The following is an 18,809-nucleotide window of genomic DNA, read 5'->3' on the forward strand; positions in this document are numbered from 1 at the left end:
GCCGACATGAGCACTAGGAAAGCGAAATCCAGAGGGTTGGGCCGCGGATTATCCGCACTCATGGCGGACGTTAATCCAGAGGCGGGCAACCGAGTACCATCTGACGTGCGCAGACCTGATCTGAAAGTTCCGATTGAAAAGCTGAAGGCAAACCCAAATCAGCCGCGACGCACATTTCAGCCCGAACAATTGGATGAGCTTGCTGCGTCGGTTCGGGAAAAAGGTATCATCCAACCCTTGATCGTACGTCCAACAGGGGTCGGAGAATACGAAATCGTCGCTGGTGAACGCCGGTGGCGGGCTGCTCAGATGGCGCAGCTGCACGAGATCCCTGTGATTGTGCGCGAATTCGATGATACCGAGGTACTGGAAGTTGCGATCATCGAAAACATCCAGCGCGCTGATCTGAACGCAGTGGAAGAGGCCGCCGGATACAGGCAGTTGATGGATCGCTTTGGCCACACGCAGGAAAAGCTTGCCGAGGCTTTGGGGAAAAGTCGCAGCCATATTGCGAACCTGTTGCGGCTTTTGTCTCTGCCAATTGACGTGCAAACTCTTGTAATTGAAGGGAAATTATCGGCTGGTCATGCGCGGGCGCTGATTACGGCGGAAAATCCCTCGGAATTGGCAAACCTGATCGTCAAGGATGGTCTGTCTGTGCGCGCTACCGAGGCGCTGGTCAAGAAACAGCAGCAGGGCGACACTGCACGACCTGCTCCCAGATCCAGGAATCTGGATGCCGGAAAAGATGCTGACACACGCGCGCTGGAAAAAGATCTGTCTGCGATTCTGGCAATGAAAGTCTCAATCAACCACAAGGCGGGAACGGAATCCGGTCAGGTTGTTCTGACATATGAAAACCTGGATCAGCTTGACGATCTTTGTGCAAAGCTCAGCCGTTAGGGCGCGTCCAGATAAATATCAGGACGCCACCCAGAACAATGATCTGAATGATCAGCACGAAGGGCGGAACGGATAGTAGCAAAGACACCCCGAAAACGGCGGCGACCGATAAGGTTGCTGCCTTTTTTGCGGCCGGGCGTATTGCGCCCGAACTCTGCCAATCCAGTATCATTGACCCGAAAATCCGGTGCGACAGTAGCCAGTTGTGCAACCGTGAAGAGGATCGCGCAAAGAAAAACGCTGCCAGCAACAAAAACGGAACCGTTGGAAGAAGAGGCAGAACAACCCCAATCGCGGCCATCGCAACGCAAAGCAATCCCAGCCCCGCCCAAAGATACTGCATATTCAGCCCATCAATTCCCGGATTACAGCATTCAGCACGGCGCGCCCCGCTGGTGTTGCTCTGAGTCTGTTGTTTTCACGCTCAATCATATTAATGCCGACCAGATGGTCCACGGTTTCGTCAGAAAGTGGATGGCCTGACAGGGCTTCCCACCTATCTATATCTAGTCCTTCTGATATCCTCATGCCCATCATAAGGTATTCTTTCGCCTGATCTTCAGGCGAAAGGACATAGCGTTTCTTTTTTCCGTCACCCTTTGCAGCAGCGTCAAGCCAACGCTGCGGGTTCAGATGGGTTTCGGTCGCGTTTCTTTCACCACCCACCGTTATTCGCCCATGAGCACCGGGACCAATGCCGACATAATCCCCGTAACGCCAATAGACCAGATTGTGCTGCGACTCTGCGCCGGGGCGGGCATGGTTGGACACCTCATAGGCGGGCAGGCCGTGTTTCTCGCAAATCTCTTGTGTTGCAAGGTACATGTCGGCCGCACTGTCATCTTCGGGCAAGCCGCGCAGCTTTCCGACAGCATAACGATCGCCAAAAGCCGTGCCTTCTTCGATTGTCAGCTGATACAGCGACAGGTGATCCACGGCCATGGACAGCGCTTCGTTCAACTCGGCCCGCCAGGCGTCCAACGTTTGGTGTTGCCTGGCATAGATCAGGTCAAAGCTCACCCGTTCAAAACAATCACGGGCGATGTCAAAAGCAGCGCGGGCCTCAGCCAAAGTGTGAATTCGCCCCAAGCGGCGCAGGTCTTCGTCGTTGAGCGCCTGCACGCCCATCGATATCCGGTTGACGCCTGCATCACGATAGGCCGCGAACCGCCCGGCCTCGACTGATCCGGGATTTGCCTCCAGCGTGATTTCCATGGTGTTGGAGGGGTGCCAGAGCGCACGGGCCTCACTGGTCACTGCGGCAACGGTTTCCGGGTCCATCAGAGACGGGGTTCCACCGCCGAAAAAAATCGTGTTCAGCACCCGATCCGGGGTTTCGGCGGCCGAGCGCCGCAATTCGCTCAGATAGGCGTCAAGCCATTGTTTTTGATCAATGTTTCTGGAAACATGGCTGTTGAAGTCGCAATAGGGGCACTTGGCCTCGCAAAAAGGCCAATGCACGTAAAGGCCAAAGCCCCCGTTGCGCCAATCATCCGCCAAAGCAGCCTTTCACGAACTTCTCAACCGCGCGTCCGCGATGGCTGATCTTGTTCTTTTCCCAGCGATCCATCTCGGCAAAGGTAATGTCGTATCCTTCGGGAACAAACATCGGATCATAGCCGAATCCACCTTCGCCGCGGATGGGCCAGACAAGATGACCGGGGGCAACACCTTCAAACACTTCATCGTGCCCATCAGGCCAGGCCAGCACCAGTGTGCTGCGGAACTGCGCGGTGCGGGGGTGGGGGGCGCTCTTTGCCTCAAGCTCATTATGGGCGCGGGTCATCGCCATCAGGAAGTCGCGACCGTTGCCGGTTTCGGCCCAATCAGCGGTATAAACACCCGGCGCGCCGTCCAGCGCGTCGATGGTGATTCCAGAATCGTCTGACAGGGCAGGCAGCCCGGTGGCCTTTGCGGCGGCGTGGGCCTTGATCCGGGCGTTGCCGACAAAGGTGTCCTCGGTCTCTTCCGGTTCAGGCAGGTCCATGTCCGCCGCACCCACAACCGTCACGCCAAAAGGTTCGAGAAGATGCGCCATCTCCTCAAGCTTGCCTTTGTTGTGGGTCGCGACCAGAAGCCTGTCGCTGTCAAACTTACGGGTCATGCGGTGGCGGCTTTCTGGGCTGCGGCCAGCTCGGCAACGCCTTTTTCCGCCAGATCCACCAGCTGATCCATCTGGGTGCGGCTGAATACAGAACCTTCGGCGCTCATCTGGACCTCGATCAGTTTGCCTGACCCGGTCATGATAAAGTTGCCGTCGACACCGGCCTCGCTGTCTTCGGGATAGTCGAGATCCAGAACAGGCTGGCCCGCATAGATACCGCAGGACACGGCGGCGACCGGATCAACCAGCGGATCTGAAATCACGTCACCTGCCTTCATCAGTTTGTTGACGGCCAATCGCAGAGCAACCCAGCCGCCGGTGATCGAGGCACAGCGGGTGCCGCCATCGGCCTGGATCACATCGCAATCAACCGTGATCTGACGTTCGCCAAGTGCAACCCGGTCGACGCCGGCCCGCAGGGCGCGACCGATCAGGCGCTGAATTTCCACCGTACGGCCACCTTGCTTGCCCGAGGCCGCTTCACGCCGCATCCGGGTGTTGGTGGCGCGGGGCAGCATACCGTATTCGGCGGTGACCCAGCCAAGCCCCGAACCCTTGATGAAAGGGGGTACCCGATCTTCGATCGTGGCGGTGCACAGCACATGGGTATCGCCCATCTTGATCAGGCAGGAACCTTCGGCATGTTTGGTGAACCCAGTTTCGATTGAAACGGCGCGCATTTCACTTAAGTCTCTTCCAGAGGGTCGCATGGGAAATCCTTTGTTTGCTGGGTTCGGGATACCGCCCCGCAGCATTACGATGCAACCCCGATTGACCTTTCATTTGCCTGCTATTTAATGACGAACCAGCAGGGGAAAACGCATGAGTGAAGCGAGCAAAATTCTGGACGAGATGAACGACCGGTCGCGCGAGGTGTTCCGGCTGATCGTTGAAAGTTATCTGGAAAGCGGAGAGCCGGTCGGAAGCCGAACCCTGACGCGCAGCCTGTCGGAAAAGGTCAGTGCCGCAACCGTGCGCAATGTGATGCAGGACCTGGAGTTTCTGGGTCTTCTGGACAGCCCGCATATCAGCGCGGGTCGGGTACCGACGCAGCAAGGACTGCGTATGTTCGTGGACGGTTTACTTGAGGTTGGCGATCTGGGCGTCGACGACAAGCAAAAACTGGAAGAAACATTAGGCTCTAACGCGGGCGATGTTGGCGGAATGCTGGATCGGGTCGGGTCAGCTTTGTCACACCTGACGCAAGGTGCGTCGCTGGTCCTGACACCAAAGCATGAAGCAGAAATCAAGCATATCGAGTTTGTTTCCTTGGGGCATGACAAGGCTTTGGTGGTTCTGGTCTTTTCGGACGGCCATGTCGAAAATCGTCTGTTCACACCACCACCCGGCCAGACGCCCAGTTCGATGCGCGAGGCCGCGAATTTTCTGAATGCTCTGATCGAGGGGCGCACGCTTAGCGAAGTACGCCGTCAGATGCAGAAACAGATTCAAGCGCGCAAGCAGGAAATCGATGTATTGGCGCGCGAGCTGGTCGAAAGCGGGCTGGCCGCTTGGGACGGAGACGGAGCCGACTCGGCCCGTCTGATCGTGCGGGGACGGGCGAATCTGTTGAACGAACCCGGCCAGGCCGGAGAGCTGGAGCGTATTCGCAGCCTGTTTGATGATCTGGAACGCAAGCGCGACATCGCGGATTTCCTTGAATTGACGGAAAGCGGCGAGGGTGTGCGCATTTTTATTGGGTCTGAGAACAAACTTTTCTCACTTTCGGGTTCCTCTTTGGTGGTGTCTCCATATATGAACGCTGATCGAAAGATAATCGGTGCGGTCGGGGTCATCGGGCCCACGCGTCTGAATTATGGACGGATCGTGCCGATCGTGGATTATACGGCGCAACTGGTCGGCAAGCTGATATCCGACCGGAGCTAGAGGGTAAGAGATGGCAGAGCCCAAGAACGAAGATTTTCTGGACGATATCATGGCGGCAGAAGCGGAAGAGCTGGCCGAGGAGTTTGCTGAGATCAGTGACGAGGCGCTCGAGCTGGACGAGCTGCGCGCCGAGCGGGATGAGTATAAAGACAAATTCATGCGCGCGCTTGCCGATGCCGAGAACGCACGCAAACGTGGCGACAAGGCGCGCCGCGATGCCGAGCAGTATGGCGGTTCCAAGCTGGCCCGTGATATGCTGCCCGTTTACGACAACATGAAGCGCGCACTTGAGGCCGCGACTGACGAGCAGAAAGAGGTCGCCGCCGGGCTGCTGGAGGGCGTCGAACTGACCATGCGTGCCCTGAAGGATGTGTTCCAGAAACACGGGATCGAAGTGATTACGCCCCAGGTTGGCGACCGGTTTGATCCGAATGTGCACGAAGCAATGTTCGAGGCCCCGGTGCCGGGCACGCGGGCAGGGGACATCATTCAGGTGTCTGCCGAGGGTTTCATGCTGCACGACCGCCTGTTGCGTCCGGCTCAAGTCGGGGTCTCTTCAACGCCAGCAAGCTGATTGGCTTTTCAAAGCCAAGCCTTCGGCGAGAGTATTTTTTGAAAAGATGAAGGGCGGTCAGGATCTGGCCGCCTCTTTCAGTTTGTAGATCAGATCCAGCGCTTCGCGCGGGGTCAGTTCGTCGGGCAGGACACCCTCCAATATCTTGGTCACTGGCGAAGTTTTCGGTGCGGGCGGGGGTGGCGGCGCGGCTGCTGAGAACAGCGGCAGGTCATCAATCAGCGCTTTTTGTTTGCCGCCTTCGCGTTCGGTTTTTTCAAGCTGGTCCAGAACCATCCGGGCACGTTCGACAACAGAAGCGGGTAAACCGGCTAGTTGCGCAACCTGCACCCCATAAGACCGGTCAGCCGCGCCCTTGTGAACCTCGTGCAGGAAGATGACTTCGCCATCCCACTCTTTGACCGCTACGGTGGCGTTATCGACACCTTCGAGTTTACCGGCCAAAGCCGTAAGCTCATGATAATGCGTGGCAAACAATGCGCGACATTTGTTGGCCGCGTGCAGGTGTTCCAATGTGGCCCAGGCAATCGAGAGGCCATCATAGGTGGCGGTACCACGGCCGATTTCGTCCAGGATCACCAATGCACGGTCATCGGCCTGATTCAGGATGGCGGCGGTTTCCACCATTTCGACCATGAACGTCGACCTCCCCCGCGCCAGATCGTCCGAGGCTCCGACGCGGCTGAACAGCTGACTGATGACGCCGATATGCGCCTCTTCGGCCGGGACATAGCTGCCCATTTGGGCAAGCAGTGCGATCAGGGCGTTCTGGCGCAGAAAGGTTGATTTACCGGCCATGTTCGGACCCGTCAGTAACCATATAGCCGCACCGTCTTGGACACTCAGATCGCAATCATTGGAAATGAATGCACCGCCACTTTGCTGCCGGAGGGCGTGTTCCACAACCGGATGGCGACCACCCTGCACATTGAATGCGCGAGAGCCGTCAACCTTTGGACGGCACCAGTTTTCACCCCGTGCAAGATCAGCCAAGGCGGTCGTCAAGTCCAGTTCGGCAAGCCCGCGAGCGGCCTGATTCAATCGGGCAGCGAGGTCCAGTATTGCGCCAGAAAGCCTTTGATAGAGCCGCTTTTCAATCTCCAGCGCCAGATTTCCGGCGTTCAGGATACGCGTTTCGATCTCGGACAGTTCGACGGTTGTAAACCGCACCTGATTGGCTGTCGTCTGGCGATGGATATAGGTTTCGCTAAAGGGTGTGTTCAGCATCTTTTCGGCATGGGTGGCCGTGGTTTCGATGAAGTAGCCCAGCACGTTGTTGTGCTTGATTTTCAGCGAGGTGATGCCGGTGTGTTCGACGTAATTTCGTTGAAACCCGGCGATGACGGACCGGCCTTCGTCGCGCAGGGTGCGGGCCTCGTCCAGTTCAGCGTCAAAACCTGGCGCGATAAAGCCTCCGTCGCGGGTCAGAAGCGGGGGCTCGGCCACCAACGCCTCGTCCAGCAAGGTCAGCAAGTCATCGAAGCCAACAAGGTTCTGAAGCGCGGTTGCCAGCAACACCGGTAAATCCTGACCGGTGCAGATTTCGGCAATCGTGGCCGCCTGGGTCAGGCCATTGCGAATGGCTGTCAGGTCACGAGGTCCGCCGCGCTCGAGTGACAAACGCGACAGGGCGCGGTCCAGATCCGGGGTTTTGCGCAAGGCTTCGCGCAGATCAGACGCGATCAAGCTGTCACCAGCGGTGAAACTGACTGCGTCAAGCCGGGCATGGATCACATCCAGATTTCGAGAAGGGCTTGAAAGCCGCTGTTCCAGCAATCGCGCGCCGCCGGGGGTAACGGTCCGGTCAACGACAGAAAGAAGCGATCCTGCGCGCCCGCCAGATAGGGAACGGGTCAGCTCAAGGTTTCGACGCGTTGCAGCGTCGATCTGAACGACGCGATCCTCAGTTTCTTTCAGCGGCGTTTGCAGCAGGGGCAGTTTGCCCTTTTGCGTAATCTCCAGATAGTCGATCAGCGCGCCCATCGCGGACACTTCGGCGCGGCCGAAACTGCCGAACGCGTCCAAGGCACCCACGTGAAACAGCCCGCAGATGCGCTTTTCCGCCGCCGTGCTGTCGAAACTGGCGCGCCCGACCGGCGTCAGTGAAATCCCCAGATCAAGCAGCGTTTCGTTCAGCTTTTCCTGCGTTCCATCGGCCACGATCAGTTCGGAGGGCGCAAGCCGGGCAAGCTCGGGGCTGAGCCGGACCGAGGTCAGTGGCATCACGTGAAACGCGCCCGTCGAAATATCGGCCCAGGCAAGCGCGGCGTCGTCCCGGACCTCGGCATAGGCAGCCAGAAAGTTGTGTCGGCGCGCCTCAAGCAACGCATCCTCGGTCAGTGTTCCGGGCGTGACGAGTCGCACGACATCACGTTTTACGACCGATTTAGAGCCTCTTTTCTTTGCTTCAGCCGGGCTTTCCAACTGTTCGCAGACCGCAACGCGAAAGCCCTTGCGGATCAGGGTCAAAAGGTACCCTTCGGCCGAATGCACCGGCACGCCACACATCGGGATGTCTTCGTCATTGTGCTTGCCGCGCTTGGTCAGCGCGATATCCAGCGCCTCGGCAGCGTTGACGGCATCCTCGAAAAACATCTCGTAGAAATCACCCATGCGATAAAACAGCAGGGCATTCGGATGGGCCTCTTTGATTTCGAGGTATTGCGCCATCATTGGCGTGACTGTGGACAAAAGCGGCCCCCTTTTGGCGTATTCCGGGCGCGACCTTACAAATCCCGCATCTTCTGTAAAAGCCGAAAACTCATTCTCGTTGAGGCGGGCGTTCTCCTGCGCTATGAGGCGTCAGCCCTGAAGTCATGGAAACGACATTTAAGATGCCCAAAGCGAAGATCACCAAAGAAGAGGCATTGGCCTTTCACCTGGACCCCACCCCCGGCAAGTGGGAGGTGCAGGCCACCGTCCCCATGACAACGCAGCGAGATCTGTCGCTGGCCTACAGCCCGGGTGTGGCCGTTCCCTGCGAGGCTATCGCGGAAAACCCGGAAACGGCCTATGACTATACCAACAAGGGCAACCTGGTGGCCGTAATCTCGAACGGGACGGCGGTGTTGGGCCTTGGTAACCTCGGCGCGCTGGGCTCGAAACCGGTGATGGAAGGCAAATCGGTCCTGTTCAAACGGTTCGCCGACGTGAACTCGATCGATATCGAGCTGGACACCGAAGACCCGGACGAATTCTGCCGTGCAGTGCGTCTGATGGGGCCAACCTTTGGCGGCATCAATCTGGAAGACATCAAGGCGCCCGAGTGTTTCATCATCGAACAGCGACTGAAGGAAGAGATGGACATCCCCGTCTTTCACGATGACCAGCACGGCACGGCCGTGATCTGTGCGGCGGGCCTGCTGAACGCACTGCATATCTCGGGCAAGAAGATCGAGGACGTGAAAATCGTTCTGAATGGCGCAGGTGCCGCGGGGATTGCCTGTATCGAACTGCTCAAGGCAATGGGCGCGCGGCATGAAAACTGCATTGTCTGCGATACCAAGGGCGTGATCTATCAGGGCCGGACAGAGGGCATGAACCAGTGGAAATCGGCCCACGCGATCACAACCGACTTGCGCACATTGGAAGACGCGATGAAGGGGGCGGATGTGTTCCTGGGTGTTTCGGTGAAAGGCGCGGTCACGCAGGATATGGTTGCCAGCATGGCCGACAATCCTGTCATCTTTGCGATGGCCAACCCCGACCCCGAGATTACTCCGGAAGAAGCGCACGAGGTTCGCGTGGATGCGATCGTTGCCACCGGGCGCAGCGATTATCCAAACCAGGTGAATAACGTTCTGGGCTTCCCTTACCTGTTCCGAGGCGCGTTGGACATTCATGCCCGCGCCATCAATGATGAGATGAAGATCGCCTGCGCCCACGCACTTGCCAATCTGGCGCGCGAGGATGTGCCGGATGAGGTCGCCATGGCCTATGGCAAGTCGCTGACTTTTGGGCGGGACTATATCATCCCCACCCCGTTCGACCCGCGTTTGATCCATCGCATCCCGCCGGCTGTTGCCAGGGCAGGGATGGACACCGGTGCCGCGCGCCGTCCGATTATCGATATGGACGCGTATGAGCTGAGTCTGAAATCCCGGATGGACCCGACCGCCAGCATCCTGCGCGGTCTGAACGCCCGAGCGCGTCAGGCGCAAAGCCGCATGATTTTCGCCGAGGGCGACGATCCCCGGGTATTGCGCGCAGCGGTCATGTATCAGCGGTCAGGTTTCGGCAAGGCGCTTGTGGTGGGTCGGCCAGACGATGTTAAGGCCAAACTGGAAGCCACGGGCCTGGGCGACGCTGTACGCGAAATCGAGGTCGTGAATGCCGCCAATACCACGCACCTCGAAACCTATTCGAACTTCCTGTATCAGCGCTTGCAGCGTAAGGGCTTTGACCGCAAAGATATTCATCGTCTGGCCGCACGGGACCGGCATGTGTTTTCGTCGCTGATGCTGGCCCATGGGCATGGTGACGGTCTGGTCACCGGCGCAACCCGCAAGTCTGCGCATGTGCTCGACCGGATCAACCATGTGTTTGATGCCGATGCCGCCAATGGTGCCGCCGGTGTGACAGCTTTGCTGCATAAAGGCCGGATTGTCCTGATTGGCGACACACTGGTGCATGAATGGCCTGACGAAAACGATCTGGCGAATATTGCCGAACGTTCGGCCGCAGTTGCCCGGCATATGGGGTTGGAGCCCCGCGTGGCTTTTGTCAGCTTCTCAACTTTTGGCTATCCGGTGTCAGAACGTGCTGAAAAGATGCACCGGGCCCCGGCTGTGCTGGATCGGCGCGGCGTTGACTTTGAATACGAGGGTGAAATGACGGTGGACGTTGCCCTGAACGTCGAACAGCAAACGGCCTATCCGTTCTCGCGCCTGACCGGTCCGGCGAATATCCTGATCGTTCCGGCCCGGCATTCGGCATCAATCTCGACCAAGCTGATGCAGGAAATGGGTGGAGCCACCGTGATTGGCCCGATCCTGTCAGGCATCGACAAGCCGATCCAGATCTGCTCGACCGTCTCGACCGCGAACGATATTCTGAATATGGCCATTCTGGCCTCTTGCGACATCGGATAAATCATGACGATCTGGAATCTCGGCTCGATCAACGCGGATATGGTCTATGACCTGCCGCATCTGCCTGCGCCGGGGGAAACCCTGGCCGCCCGTAGGCTGGATCGGTTTCTGGGCGGCAAGGGGGCCAACATGTCGGTGGCCGCTGCGCGTGCGGGATCACGCGTCAGCCATATAGGTGCCGTGGGGCCCGATGGGCGCTGGGCCAAGGATCGACTAACAGAATATGGTGTGGATACACGCCATATCTCTGAGGTGGATGTTCCCACGGGCCACGCCATCATTGCGGTGGATGCCGAGGGGGAGAACCTGATTATCCTGTATCCCGGCGCCAATCACGCATTGGAACCCGCCCATCTGGGGCAGGCGCTGGCCTCGGCAAACACCGGTGATCTGCTGATCTTGCAGAATGAAACCAATGCCCAGGTCGAAGCGGCGCAGCTGGGGCGCAAGCTTGGCTTGACCGTCTGTTATGCCGCAGCCCCGTTTCAGGCACAGGCCGTTCAGGGCGTTCTGCCTTTTCTGGATTTTCTGATCCTGAATGAGGTGGAGGCCGAGCAGCTGCGTCAGGAAACCGGTCTGAGCATCGCCGATCTGCCTGTTCGGCATGTCATCGTTACCCTCGGCTCAAAAGGCGCGAGGTACTTGCAGCAGGGCAACGATCCGGTCGAGTTTCCCGCGCATAAGGTGCAGGCGGTGGATACCACAGGGGCAGGCGACACCTTCACCGGCTATGTGCTGGCAGGCATGGATCGCGGAATGCCAATGGAACAGGCCATATTGCAGGCAAACCGCGCCGCAGCCCTGATGGTCATGCGGCACGGAACGGCGGATGTCATTCCCGATCTGAAAGAAGTGCGTGACGCATCCTTTGACTAGGACCCTGCAAATGGCGCTTCCCCGCCCCAAAGCTGCTTGACGCGCGCGTCACGACCACAGGCTTTGCGATACGCTTTGTAGGCGTTGTGCTGACGCTTTGGTCCAAAGCGGGTAAGGACCAGTTTGTTGCCTTTGTAATAATTCTGATGATACGCCTCGGCGGGGTAAAAGGGTCCTGCGCTCAGAACCGGGGTGACAATGGTCCGCCCCAGCGCTTGCTGCGCGTCTGTTTTGGCTTGTTCCGCCAGCGCCTTTTCTCCTGTGTTAGAGACGAATATCGCAGTTCGATAGCTTTCGCCCCGGTCGCAGAACTGGCCACCGGCGTCTGTCGGGTCAACCGACCGGAAAAACATGCTCAGCAACGATGCGCGAGAGACCCGCGCCGGATCGAACGTGATCTGAACCGCCTCGTAATGGCCGGTTTCCCCTTTTGAAACCTGATCATATGTCGGGTCCGCAGATGTGCCGCCGGTGTACCCCGACACCGCCTCGATAACGCCGGGCACGGATTCGAAATCGGATTCCACGCACCAGAAACACCCTCCGGCCACCGTCAGCGTTTCGGTTCCTGCAGCCGGGGCAGGCAGCGCGCGCAACAGGGCAGCCAATGCAATCAGTGTAAACAGAAGGGCTGGTCTGACGGTTTCGAAATAAGCGGTCCGCATCATGTCAGGTCTCCTTTTAAGATGAGATTGACGCGGGTTCGACCGCCTTGCAATTGCCTGTCATGCAATGTCACGCGCTGGTGAGACGAGTTTATCGTCTGCGATCACCTGTATACGGCTCATTTGATGGGTGGGCGAAACCTCCGCTCATTTGCAACAGATCATGCGCGACAGGTATCCCGATGCGGAACTGCGATACACCGCGGGTGGAACCGCCAGTCTGGCTGGACTCGGACCAAAGGCCAGCTTTGCGGCAAATTCAGCCCAGCAGTTGCCCCAGCTTCATCGCAACACCCATATTGCCCGAGATCTTGAGCTTGCCCAAAGCAACGCCGGTCATCGGGTTCAGCTTTCCGGTCAACAGCTTGGTCAGGTTTTCCTGCGAGATGCGGATTGTGCAATCCGTGTCCCGATCCTGCGTTGTTGCCTGATTTTCTGCCAGGACAATCACACCGTCCGCGCCACAATCGAACTTCAGTGAACCGTCAAAGCTTTTGCCGTTCAGCCCTTTTTGAATTCCATCGGCGATGTCCTGAAGCATTCGGGGTCCTTTCACGGTTTCCGAATGCGTAATGCGTCAGGTGCCGAACAGGCAAGGCTGACCCAACTGGAACTTCTGATCACGATGCGCCGAGGAATTGAACCGTCCGGTCACAAGGCTTACCGCCATAGAAGGCGTCCAGAACAGCACGAAACTCGGGCGGAGCATCTGCCACAGACGAAAACAATGTCATCGAAGATCGCAGCTTTTTCGCGTCAATCCCGCCCAGAATGTCGCTGGCATCGCGTCCTGCGTGCAGCAACATCAGCGAGGCCGCCTGCCTAAGCCGGTCGCGCAGTTCCGGGTGGTTCAGATAGCGTGTCGCCTCGTCCAGATCTTCAATGCCGTAGAGCTGTGCCATATGGGATTGGCCTAGCTCGGCCAGTTGCGGAAACACGAACCACATCCAGTGGCTGGTTTTCTGCCCCTGTTCAAGTTCGCGCAGGACATCGGCCCAAACCGTGTCCTGCGCCTCGATGAACATGTCGAGTTCGTCGTCGCTATCGTCTTCGTCGATCACTTGGACAGGCGCTTGTTGCGCGCAGCCAGCAGTTTCAGACGCAGCGCATTCAGTTGGATAAAGCCTGCCGCATCTTTCTGATCGTACGCACCTGCATCCTCTTCGAAGGTCACATGCGCCTCAGAGTACAGCGAATGATCCGACCAGCGACCCACGGTCGAGGCCAGACCTTTGTACAGCTTCACGCGAACGGTGCCGGTGACATGCTCTTGCGACCTGTCGATGGCGGCTTGCAGCATCTCGCGCTCGGGGCTGTACCAGAAACCGTTATAGATGAGTTCCGCATATTGCGGCATCAGCTGGTCTTTCAGATGCATCGCGCCACGGTCCATGGTGATGGATTCAATGCCACGGTGCGCTTCCAGCAGGATGGTGCCGCCGGGTGTCTCGTAGATACCGCGCGACTTCATGCCTACAAAACGGCCTTCGACCAGGTCCAGACGGCCAATACCGTGCTTGCCGCCGTATTCGTTCAGCTTGGTCAGGATCGTAGCCGGGCTCATCGCCTCGCCGTTGATGCTGACCGCGTCGCCTTTTTCAAAGCCGATCTCGATGAACTCAGGCTCGTTCGGGGCGTCCTCGGGGTGGACGGTTCGCTGATAGACATAGTCGGGCGCCATATCGGCAGGGTCTTCCAGAACCTTGCCCTCGGATGAGGTATGCAGCAGGTTCGCATCGACCGAGAACGGCGCCTCACCCCGTTTGTCCTTGGCAATCGGAATCTGGTTCTGCTCGGCGAATTCAAGCAGCTTGGTACGGCTGGTCAAATCCCACTCGCGCCAAGGGGCGATCACCTTGATATCGGGGTTCAGCGCATATGCTGCCAGTTCGAACCGGACCTGGTCATTGCCTTTGCCGGTTGCACCATGGGCGACGGCATCAGCACCGGTTTCGGCAGCGATCTCAATCAGGCGTTTCGAGATCAGCGGCCGCGCGATCGAGGTGCCCAGCAGGTACAGACCTTCATATTGCGCATTGGCACGGAACATCGGGAAGACGAAATCGCGGACGAATTCCTCGCGGATATCCTCGATATAGATGTTCTCGGGCTTGATCCCCAGCAATTCGGCCTTTTGGCGCGCGGGCTCCAGCTCCTCGCCCTGACCCAGATCGGCAGTGAAGGTCACGACCTCACAGCCATACTCGGTCTGCAGCCATTTCAGAATGATCGAGGTATCAAGGCCACCGGAATAGGCCAGAACAACTTTCTTGGGCGCGGACATCTGACTTCCCTTTATGCGTAGAACGATTGGCCCCTAGCGGGTTTTGGACGCGGGGGCAAGTTGGTGCGCGTTGACGAAGGCCGGGAAATGAGGTGAAACGGAGGGAAAGAGAACAAGGATTGGTTGAGAGGGCAGTATTAGGATGCTGGGCTACAAGATTTTTAGGCATGCGGTATTAATGCTTTTGGACAACATATCAGTCGCGTTGAGATTAAGCTTTTTTCCGTTTCTTGTTTTAGGCACCGCATTCTATTTTTTGACTATTTTTCAGACGGAAAGTTTGCCGGAGACCGATAAACTCTCTCCGATGTTGGGCGTGTCTCTAGCTGGCTTTGTACTCGCAGTCCTCTATTTGATCGTACTGGTTTGGGTGGCCGTAGGCTGGCATCGTTACGTACTTCAGAACGTTGAACCACATCTCGCGTGGCCAGTATGGGACGGAGACCGTATGTGGGCCTATGGCGGCGCATTTCTTCGGATTATCCCATTGAGCATTCTACTGAGTCTTGTCGCTGTTTTTATTTTTCTGGTACCTGCAGCCGTTTTTTATGATGGCGGGGTGTCAACTGATGACGGCACCTTTCTTGGTTTTTTGCTTGGTGTCGTCATTTCGTACATTTCGTTTAGGCTTTCGCTCGTGTTACCGGCTGCGGCAGTTGGGGAATTTATGAAAGTTCCAGATTCGTGGCGCAAAACCAAAGAGTTCTCTAAGCCGATTTTTGTTGCCGCACTTTGTGTTGGAGTTCTTACAGCAATACCGAATTTGTTGCTACATACACCTCTGGCCCCAATCATAGGCAGCTTTGTCTATTTCCTAGTTGCGCAATGGTTTCTGCTCATGCTGGGCGTCAGCATCATGACGGCCCTTTACGGTTTTGTCGTCGAGAAGCGCGAACTACGCTGACGCCCGTACACATATGTATTCCTTGCCCTTATCACGCTGATGGGGCAGGGAGGCGGGCATGACCGACTTCATGACCCGCGCCCGCGCCGCCGAAGAGGCGATGCGCTCTGTCTTCCCGGCAACGCCGTTGCAGCGCAATGCCCACCTGTCCGAACGTTATGGGGCGGATATCTGGCTCAAGCGCGAAGACCTGAGCCCGGTGCGCTCCTACAAGATTCGCGGTGCCTTTAACGCCATGCGCAAGCAGCAGGGGCAGGACCTGTTCGTCTGTGCCAGCGCGGGCAATCACGCGCAGGGCGTGGCCTTCATGTGCAAGCATCTGGGCGTCCGGGGCGTGATCTTCATGCCGGTTACCACTCCGCAGCAGAAAATCCAGAAAACCCGCATATTTGGCGGGGATAACGTCGAGATTCATCTGATCGGTGACTATTTCGATGACACGCTTGCTGCCGCTCAGGCGTGGTGCGTACAGCAGGGCGGATATTTCCTGTCGCCTTTTGACGATGCCGATGTGATCGAAGGGCAAGCCTCGCTGGCGGTTGAAATCGAAAGGCAGATGGGCGGTGCGCCCGATCACGTTGTGCTTCCCGTGGGCGGAGGCGGCATGTCCGCCGGCGTGGCCACATGGTTCGGGGACCGCACCCATTGCCTGTTCGTCGAACCGGCCGGAGGGGCCTGTCTGCGCGCAGCCCTGGCGGCGGGGCATCCTGTTTCGCTGGATCGAGTGGATACCTTTGTCGATGGCGCGGCGGTCGGGCGGATCGGTGAAAAGCCGTTCGAGTTGTTGAAATCACGTCACCTGTCGGATGTTCTGGTCCTGTCCGAGGATCGTATCTGCACCACCATGATCGAGATGCTGAATGTCGAAGGCATCGTGCTGGAACCTGCGGGGGCGCTGGCGATCGAGGCAGTAGGCGATATCCAAAGCTTTGTGCGCGGAAAGACCGTGGTCTGCCTGACATCCGGCGGCAATTTCGATTTCGAACGCCTGCCCGAGGTCAAGGAACGTGCACAGCGGTATTCCGGTGTGAAAAAGTACTTCATCTTGCGCCTGCCGCAGCGACCCGGTGCCCTGAAGGAGTTCCTGAATATTCTCGGCCCCGAGGATGATATCGCGCGGTTTGAATACATGAAGAAATCGGCGCGCAATTTCGGTTCGGTTCTGATCGGGATCGAAACCCGCAAGCCCGAAAACTTCATGCGCCTGTTTGCCCATCTGGACGATGCCGGGTTCACCTATACCGACATCACCGAGGACGAGACGCTGGCACAGTTCGTGATCTAGCTCAGGTTCTCATTCAGCTCAGCCTCAAACATGGTTTTCGAGCTGTCGAAAGCGGCCAAAAGCGCCGGCAGATCAACCTCGGCCCCTTGCCCTGCTGCGGCCTGCCGTTCCCCATCCTGGCAGAGTTTCGAGAATTGATCGAACCCCAGACTCAACGCGCTGCCTTTCAGGAAATGCAGGTTCTGTTCCAGCTCGGCCCGGTTGGTGTCGCGGCGCAGGCGGGTGATCACGTCCTGCACTTCTTCCAGAAATATCTCCACCACCTCATCGAATTCCTCGGGGCCGACTTCATCCCGCAACTGCCTGACTCTGGCCCAGTGGATCATCCTATACACCAGCTAATGAATGGTCATGGTTCTGAATAGACGCGTCCGGTAAAAAGCAGGTTAACGGGGTCACGCTCCGGCAATCGTCACTCTTCACCGGATGTTAAATCAGTCGGCGATAGGGTCGCCATAAGTGACGAAACTCATCAGAGCAGAGGGTAAATGGTGCCGGGGGCGAGTCTTGAGGAAACCAGAACTGATCTGGATTTCGGCGCGATCCGCACGGTGCTGGTAGTGGATGACAGCCGCCTGCAACGGCGCATTCTGGTGGCCTCGCTCAGGAAATGGGGGTTCGAGGTGATCGAGGCCGATACAGGCCATGCCGCTTTGGCGCTTTGTGCCGATAATCCGCCCGATCTTGTGCTGAGCGACTGGGTCATGCCGGGGATGAGCGGCCTTGAATTCTGCTGTGCCTTTCGGGCCTTGGAAACGGATCAATACAGCTATTTCATCCTTCTGACATCCAAAAGCGAAAAGCAGGAAGTCGCGCGCGGTCTGGATGCCGGGGCCGACGATTTTCTGATCAAGCCGCTTGAGGCGGACGAACTGCGCGCCCGGATTTCAGCTGGTGCGCGCATTCTGGACATGCAGCGCGAGCTCTCCCAGAAAAACCGCCTGATCGAATCCGCGCTCAAGGAACTCAGGCTTGCGCATGACGCGATCGACAAGGACCTGATGCAGGCGCGGAAAATTCAGGAATCGCTGGTTCCCGAACTGACCCGGACATTCGGCAAATCGCGGGTCAGTTTGTTGCTGAAACCTTGTGGTCATATCGGCGGTGATCTGGTGGGGATGTTCTCGCCCGGGGTGAACCGGCTGGGGTTCTACAGCATCGACGTATCCGGGCATGGTATCACCTCGGCCATGATGACGGCGCGATTGGGGGGATATCTGTCCAGCAAGCATTTCGATCAGAACGTCGCGATGGAGCGGAGGTTCGACAAGTTTTACGCACTTCTGCCACCAGAACATGTGGCTGAAACGCTCAATTCCCGGCTGATGGCCGATGAAGGTATCGAAGAGTATTTTACGATGGTCTACGCCATCGTCGACCTGCGCAACGGGCATCTGAAGATGGTACAGGCCGGGCATCCGTATCCCCTGCTGCTGCGGCAGGGTGGCCGCGCTGAGTTTCTTGGTGACGGAGGCTTGCCCATAGGATTGATCGAAGATGCGAGCTTTCAACAAATCGAAACGCAGATGCAGCCCGGCGACAAGCTGCTTTTGTACTCGGACGGGTTTACCGAATGCCAACTGGCTGGTGGCGGTTTGTTGGACGAAGACGGTTTGCGTCAGATGGCCCAACAGAGCATCTCGGAAAGGGGCGGGTCAGAGTTTCTGGACGACTTGTTCTGGCGTTTGACGCAAGTGATGTCACCGAAAGACGGTATCGGAGACGACGTCTCGGCCGTCTTCTTTGAATATAACGGACCTTAAAGCGAGCCGAGGTGTATTTCGGCAAAATGCCGGTCACCGTCATTTCCCAGTAAACCGACGGCGTCGGCGGTTTCCATCCACAACGCTTCGTGAAACGCCTCGGTCGGCGGGCCTATGCGGCGTACGGGGCGGGCGCGATAGATCAGGCAGACCTTCTCGGCCCACAGGTCGTATTCCGGCATATAGGTGAAGCGTCGAAAGGCGCCAATCCGTCGGGGTGCAGCAATAAGCCACCCGGTTTCTTCAAAGACTTCACGATGCAGGGCGGTAACAGGTGATTCGCCCGGATCAATACCCCCGCCGGGCAATTGCAGGTCGGGTCCGGGTTCTGTCTGGCAGGTCAGCAAAAGGTGACTTCTGCGGGGCAAAAGTGCGTAAACACCGACCCGTCGCGTGTATTTCCGCCCCGGCTCTGGGGTTTCACCGAACCGCCTGATCATGTATGGCCCCTTAAAACCTAATCTGTTCGACCTA

General features: G+C 57.7%; 19 protein-coding genes. 8 read left to right on the top strand and 11 right to left on the bottom strand.

Translation table 11 applies throughout. The features are described from left to right. The first annotated feature begins 6 nt into the window (after nucleotides 1-6). Nucleotides 7-903 (top strand): ParB/RepB/Spo0J family partition protein, encoded by an 897-nt coding sequence (locus ACR0JI_RS05735; RefSeq protein WP_480474390.1) that lies wholly within the window; start codon nucleotides 7-9, stop codon nucleotides 901-903. Here ACR0JI_RS05735 and ACR0JI_RS05740 read toward each other — a convergent pair. Genes ACR0JI_RS05740 through rph form a run of 4 tightly spaced genes read right to left on the bottom strand, consistent with a single transcriptional unit; the run spans nucleotide 893 to nucleotide 3,717 of the window. Next, nucleotides 893-1,246, bottom strand: coding sequence for a YbaN family protein (locus ACR0JI_RS05740; protein WP_480494025.1), 354 nt, complete (start codon nucleotides 1,244-1,246; stop codon nucleotides 893-895). The genes ACR0JI_RS05735 and ACR0JI_RS05740 overlap by 11 nt on opposite strands. Nucleotides 1,247-1,248: 2 nt before the next feature. Continuing rightward, entirely contained in the window at nucleotides 1,249-2,403 is a 1,155-nt protein-coding gene (gene hemW / locus ACR0JI_RS05745; protein ID WP_480494024.1) for a radical SAM family heme chaperone HemW, read from the bottom strand. After that, complete coding sequence (rdgB, locus tag ACR0JI_RS05750) at nucleotides 2,393-3,007, bottom strand: RdgB/HAM1 family non-canonical purine NTP pyrophosphatase (protein ID WP_480494023.1); 615 nt, start codon at nucleotides 3,005-3,007, stop codon at nucleotides 2,393-2,395. The genes hemW and rdgB overlap by 11 nt, the downstream gene beginning before the upstream one ends. Next, nucleotides 3,004-3,717 (bottom strand): ribonuclease PH, encoded by a 714-nt coding sequence (gene rph, locus ACR0JI_RS05755; RefSeq protein ID WP_480474386.1) that lies wholly within the window; start codon nucleotides 3,715-3,717, stop codon nucleotides 3,004-3,006. Before rph ends, rdgB begins: the two co-directional genes overlap by 4 nt. Nucleotides 3,718-3,829: 112 nt before the next feature. On the opposite strand from rph, the gene hrcA reads away from it, so the two are divergent. After that, nucleotides 3,830-4,894: a heat-inducible transcriptional repressor HrcA gene (gene hrcA, locus ACR0JI_RS05760; RefSeq protein WP_480494022.1), complete on the top strand. Its 1,065-nt coding sequence runs from the start codon at nucleotides 3,830-3,832 to the stop codon at nucleotides 4,892-4,894. Between the two features lie 10 nt (nucleotides 4,895-4,904). Then, a complete protein-coding gene (locus tag ACR0JI_RS05765; RefSeq protein WP_480494021.1) occupies nucleotides 4,905-5,468 on the top strand; it encodes a nucleotide exchange factor GrpE in 564 nt (187 codons plus the stop codon). A 57-nt stretch (nucleotides 5,469-5,525) separates the two neighbouring features. Here the strand turns inward: ACR0JI_RS05765 and mutS are convergent, their stop codons facing one another. Beyond that, nucleotides 5,526-8,141 carry a DNA mismatch repair protein MutS gene (gene mutS / locus ACR0JI_RS05770; protein WP_480494051.1) on the bottom strand — a complete coding sequence of 872 codons (2,616 nt, stop codon included), beginning with the start codon at nucleotides 8,139-8,141 and terminating at the stop codon, nucleotides 5,526-5,528. A 161-nt stretch (nucleotides 8,142-8,302) separates the two neighbouring features. Between mutS and ACR0JI_RS05775 the strand changes: the two genes are divergently transcribed. Both ACR0JI_RS05775 and ACR0JI_RS05780 read left to right on the top strand, forming a co-directional pair. Continuing rightward, entirely contained in the window at nucleotides 8,303-10,558 is a 2,256-nt protein-coding gene (locus tag ACR0JI_RS05775) for an NADP-dependent malic enzyme (protein ID WP_480494020.1), read from the top strand. 3 nt (nucleotides 10,559-10,561) lie between these two features. Then, entirely contained in the window at nucleotides 10,562-11,434 is an 873-nt protein-coding gene (locus ACR0JI_RS05780; protein ID WP_480494019.1) for a ribokinase, read from the top strand. Here the strand turns inward: ACR0JI_RS05780 and msrA are convergent. The 4 genes from msrA to ACR0JI_RS05800 form a co-directional block, all read right to left on the bottom strand. Further along, nucleotides 11,431-12,102, bottom strand: a complete 672-nt coding sequence (gene msrA, locus ACR0JI_RS05785; RefSeq protein WP_480494018.1) for a peptide-methionine (S)-S-oxide reductase MsrA — start codon at nucleotides 12,100-12,102, stop codon at nucleotides 11,431-11,433. The two genes, ACR0JI_RS05780 and msrA, sit on opposite strands and share 4 nt — an antisense overlap. A 256-nt stretch (nucleotides 12,103-12,358) precedes the next feature. Continuing rightward, nucleotides 12,359-12,640, bottom strand: coding sequence for an SCP2 sterol-binding domain-containing protein (locus ACR0JI_RS05790; RefSeq protein WP_480474381.1), 282 nt, complete (start codon nucleotides 12,638-12,640; stop codon nucleotides 12,359-12,361). Between the two features lie 79 nt (nucleotides 12,641-12,719). Beyond that, the gene (locus ACR0JI_RS05795; RefSeq protein WP_480476858.1) at nucleotides 12,720-13,124 is read right to left on the bottom strand and encodes a DUF1810 domain-containing protein; all 405 of its coding nucleotides are present in this window, start codon (nucleotides 13,122-13,124) and stop codon (nucleotides 12,720-12,722) included. 32 nt (nucleotides 13,125-13,156) lie between these two features. Then, complete coding sequence (locus tag ACR0JI_RS05800; protein ID WP_209506894.1) at nucleotides 13,157-14,383, bottom strand: argininosuccinate synthase; 1,227 nt, start codon at nucleotides 14,381-14,383, stop codon at nucleotides 13,157-13,159. A 142-nt stretch (nucleotides 14,384-14,525) separates the two neighbouring features. On the opposite strand from ACR0JI_RS05800, the gene ACR0JI_RS05805 reads away from it, so the two are divergent. Beyond that, the gene (locus tag ACR0JI_RS05805) at nucleotides 14,526-15,287 is read left to right on the top strand and encodes a hypothetical protein (RefSeq protein ID WP_480482510.1); all 762 of its coding nucleotides are present in this window, start codon (nucleotides 14,526-14,528) and stop codon (nucleotides 15,285-15,287) included. Between the two features lie 58 nt (nucleotides 15,288-15,345). Then, nucleotides 15,346-16,572 (top strand): threonine ammonia-lyase IlvA, encoded by a 1,227-nt coding sequence (ilvA, locus tag ACR0JI_RS05810; protein ID WP_480494017.1) that lies wholly within the window; start codon nucleotides 15,346-15,348, stop codon nucleotides 16,570-16,572. Here ilvA and ACR0JI_RS05815 read toward each other — a convergent pair. Next, complete coding sequence (locus ACR0JI_RS05815) at nucleotides 16,569-16,898, bottom strand: Hpt domain-containing protein (protein WP_480474378.1); 330 nt, start codon at nucleotides 16,896-16,898, stop codon at nucleotides 16,569-16,571. The two genes, ilvA and ACR0JI_RS05815, sit on opposite strands and share 4 nt — an antisense overlap. A 162-nt stretch (nucleotides 16,899-17,060) precedes the next feature. On the opposite strand from ACR0JI_RS05815, the gene ACR0JI_RS05820 reads away from it, so the two are divergent. Further along, complete coding sequence (locus ACR0JI_RS05820; protein WP_480494016.1) at nucleotides 17,061-18,335, top strand: PP2C family protein-serine/threonine phosphatase; 1,275 nt, start codon at nucleotides 17,061-17,063, stop codon at nucleotides 18,333-18,335. Here ACR0JI_RS05820 and ACR0JI_RS05825 read toward each other — a convergent pair. After that, complete coding sequence (locus ACR0JI_RS05825; protein WP_480494015.1) at nucleotides 18,332-18,775, bottom strand: NUDIX hydrolase; 444 nt, start codon at nucleotides 18,773-18,775, stop codon at nucleotides 18,332-18,334. The two genes, ACR0JI_RS05820 and ACR0JI_RS05825, sit on opposite strands and share 4 nt — an antisense overlap. Nucleotides 18,776-18,809 lie beyond the last annotated feature (34 nt).

The sequence above is a fragment of the Ruegeria sp. N10 genome, from assembly GCF_056531545.1.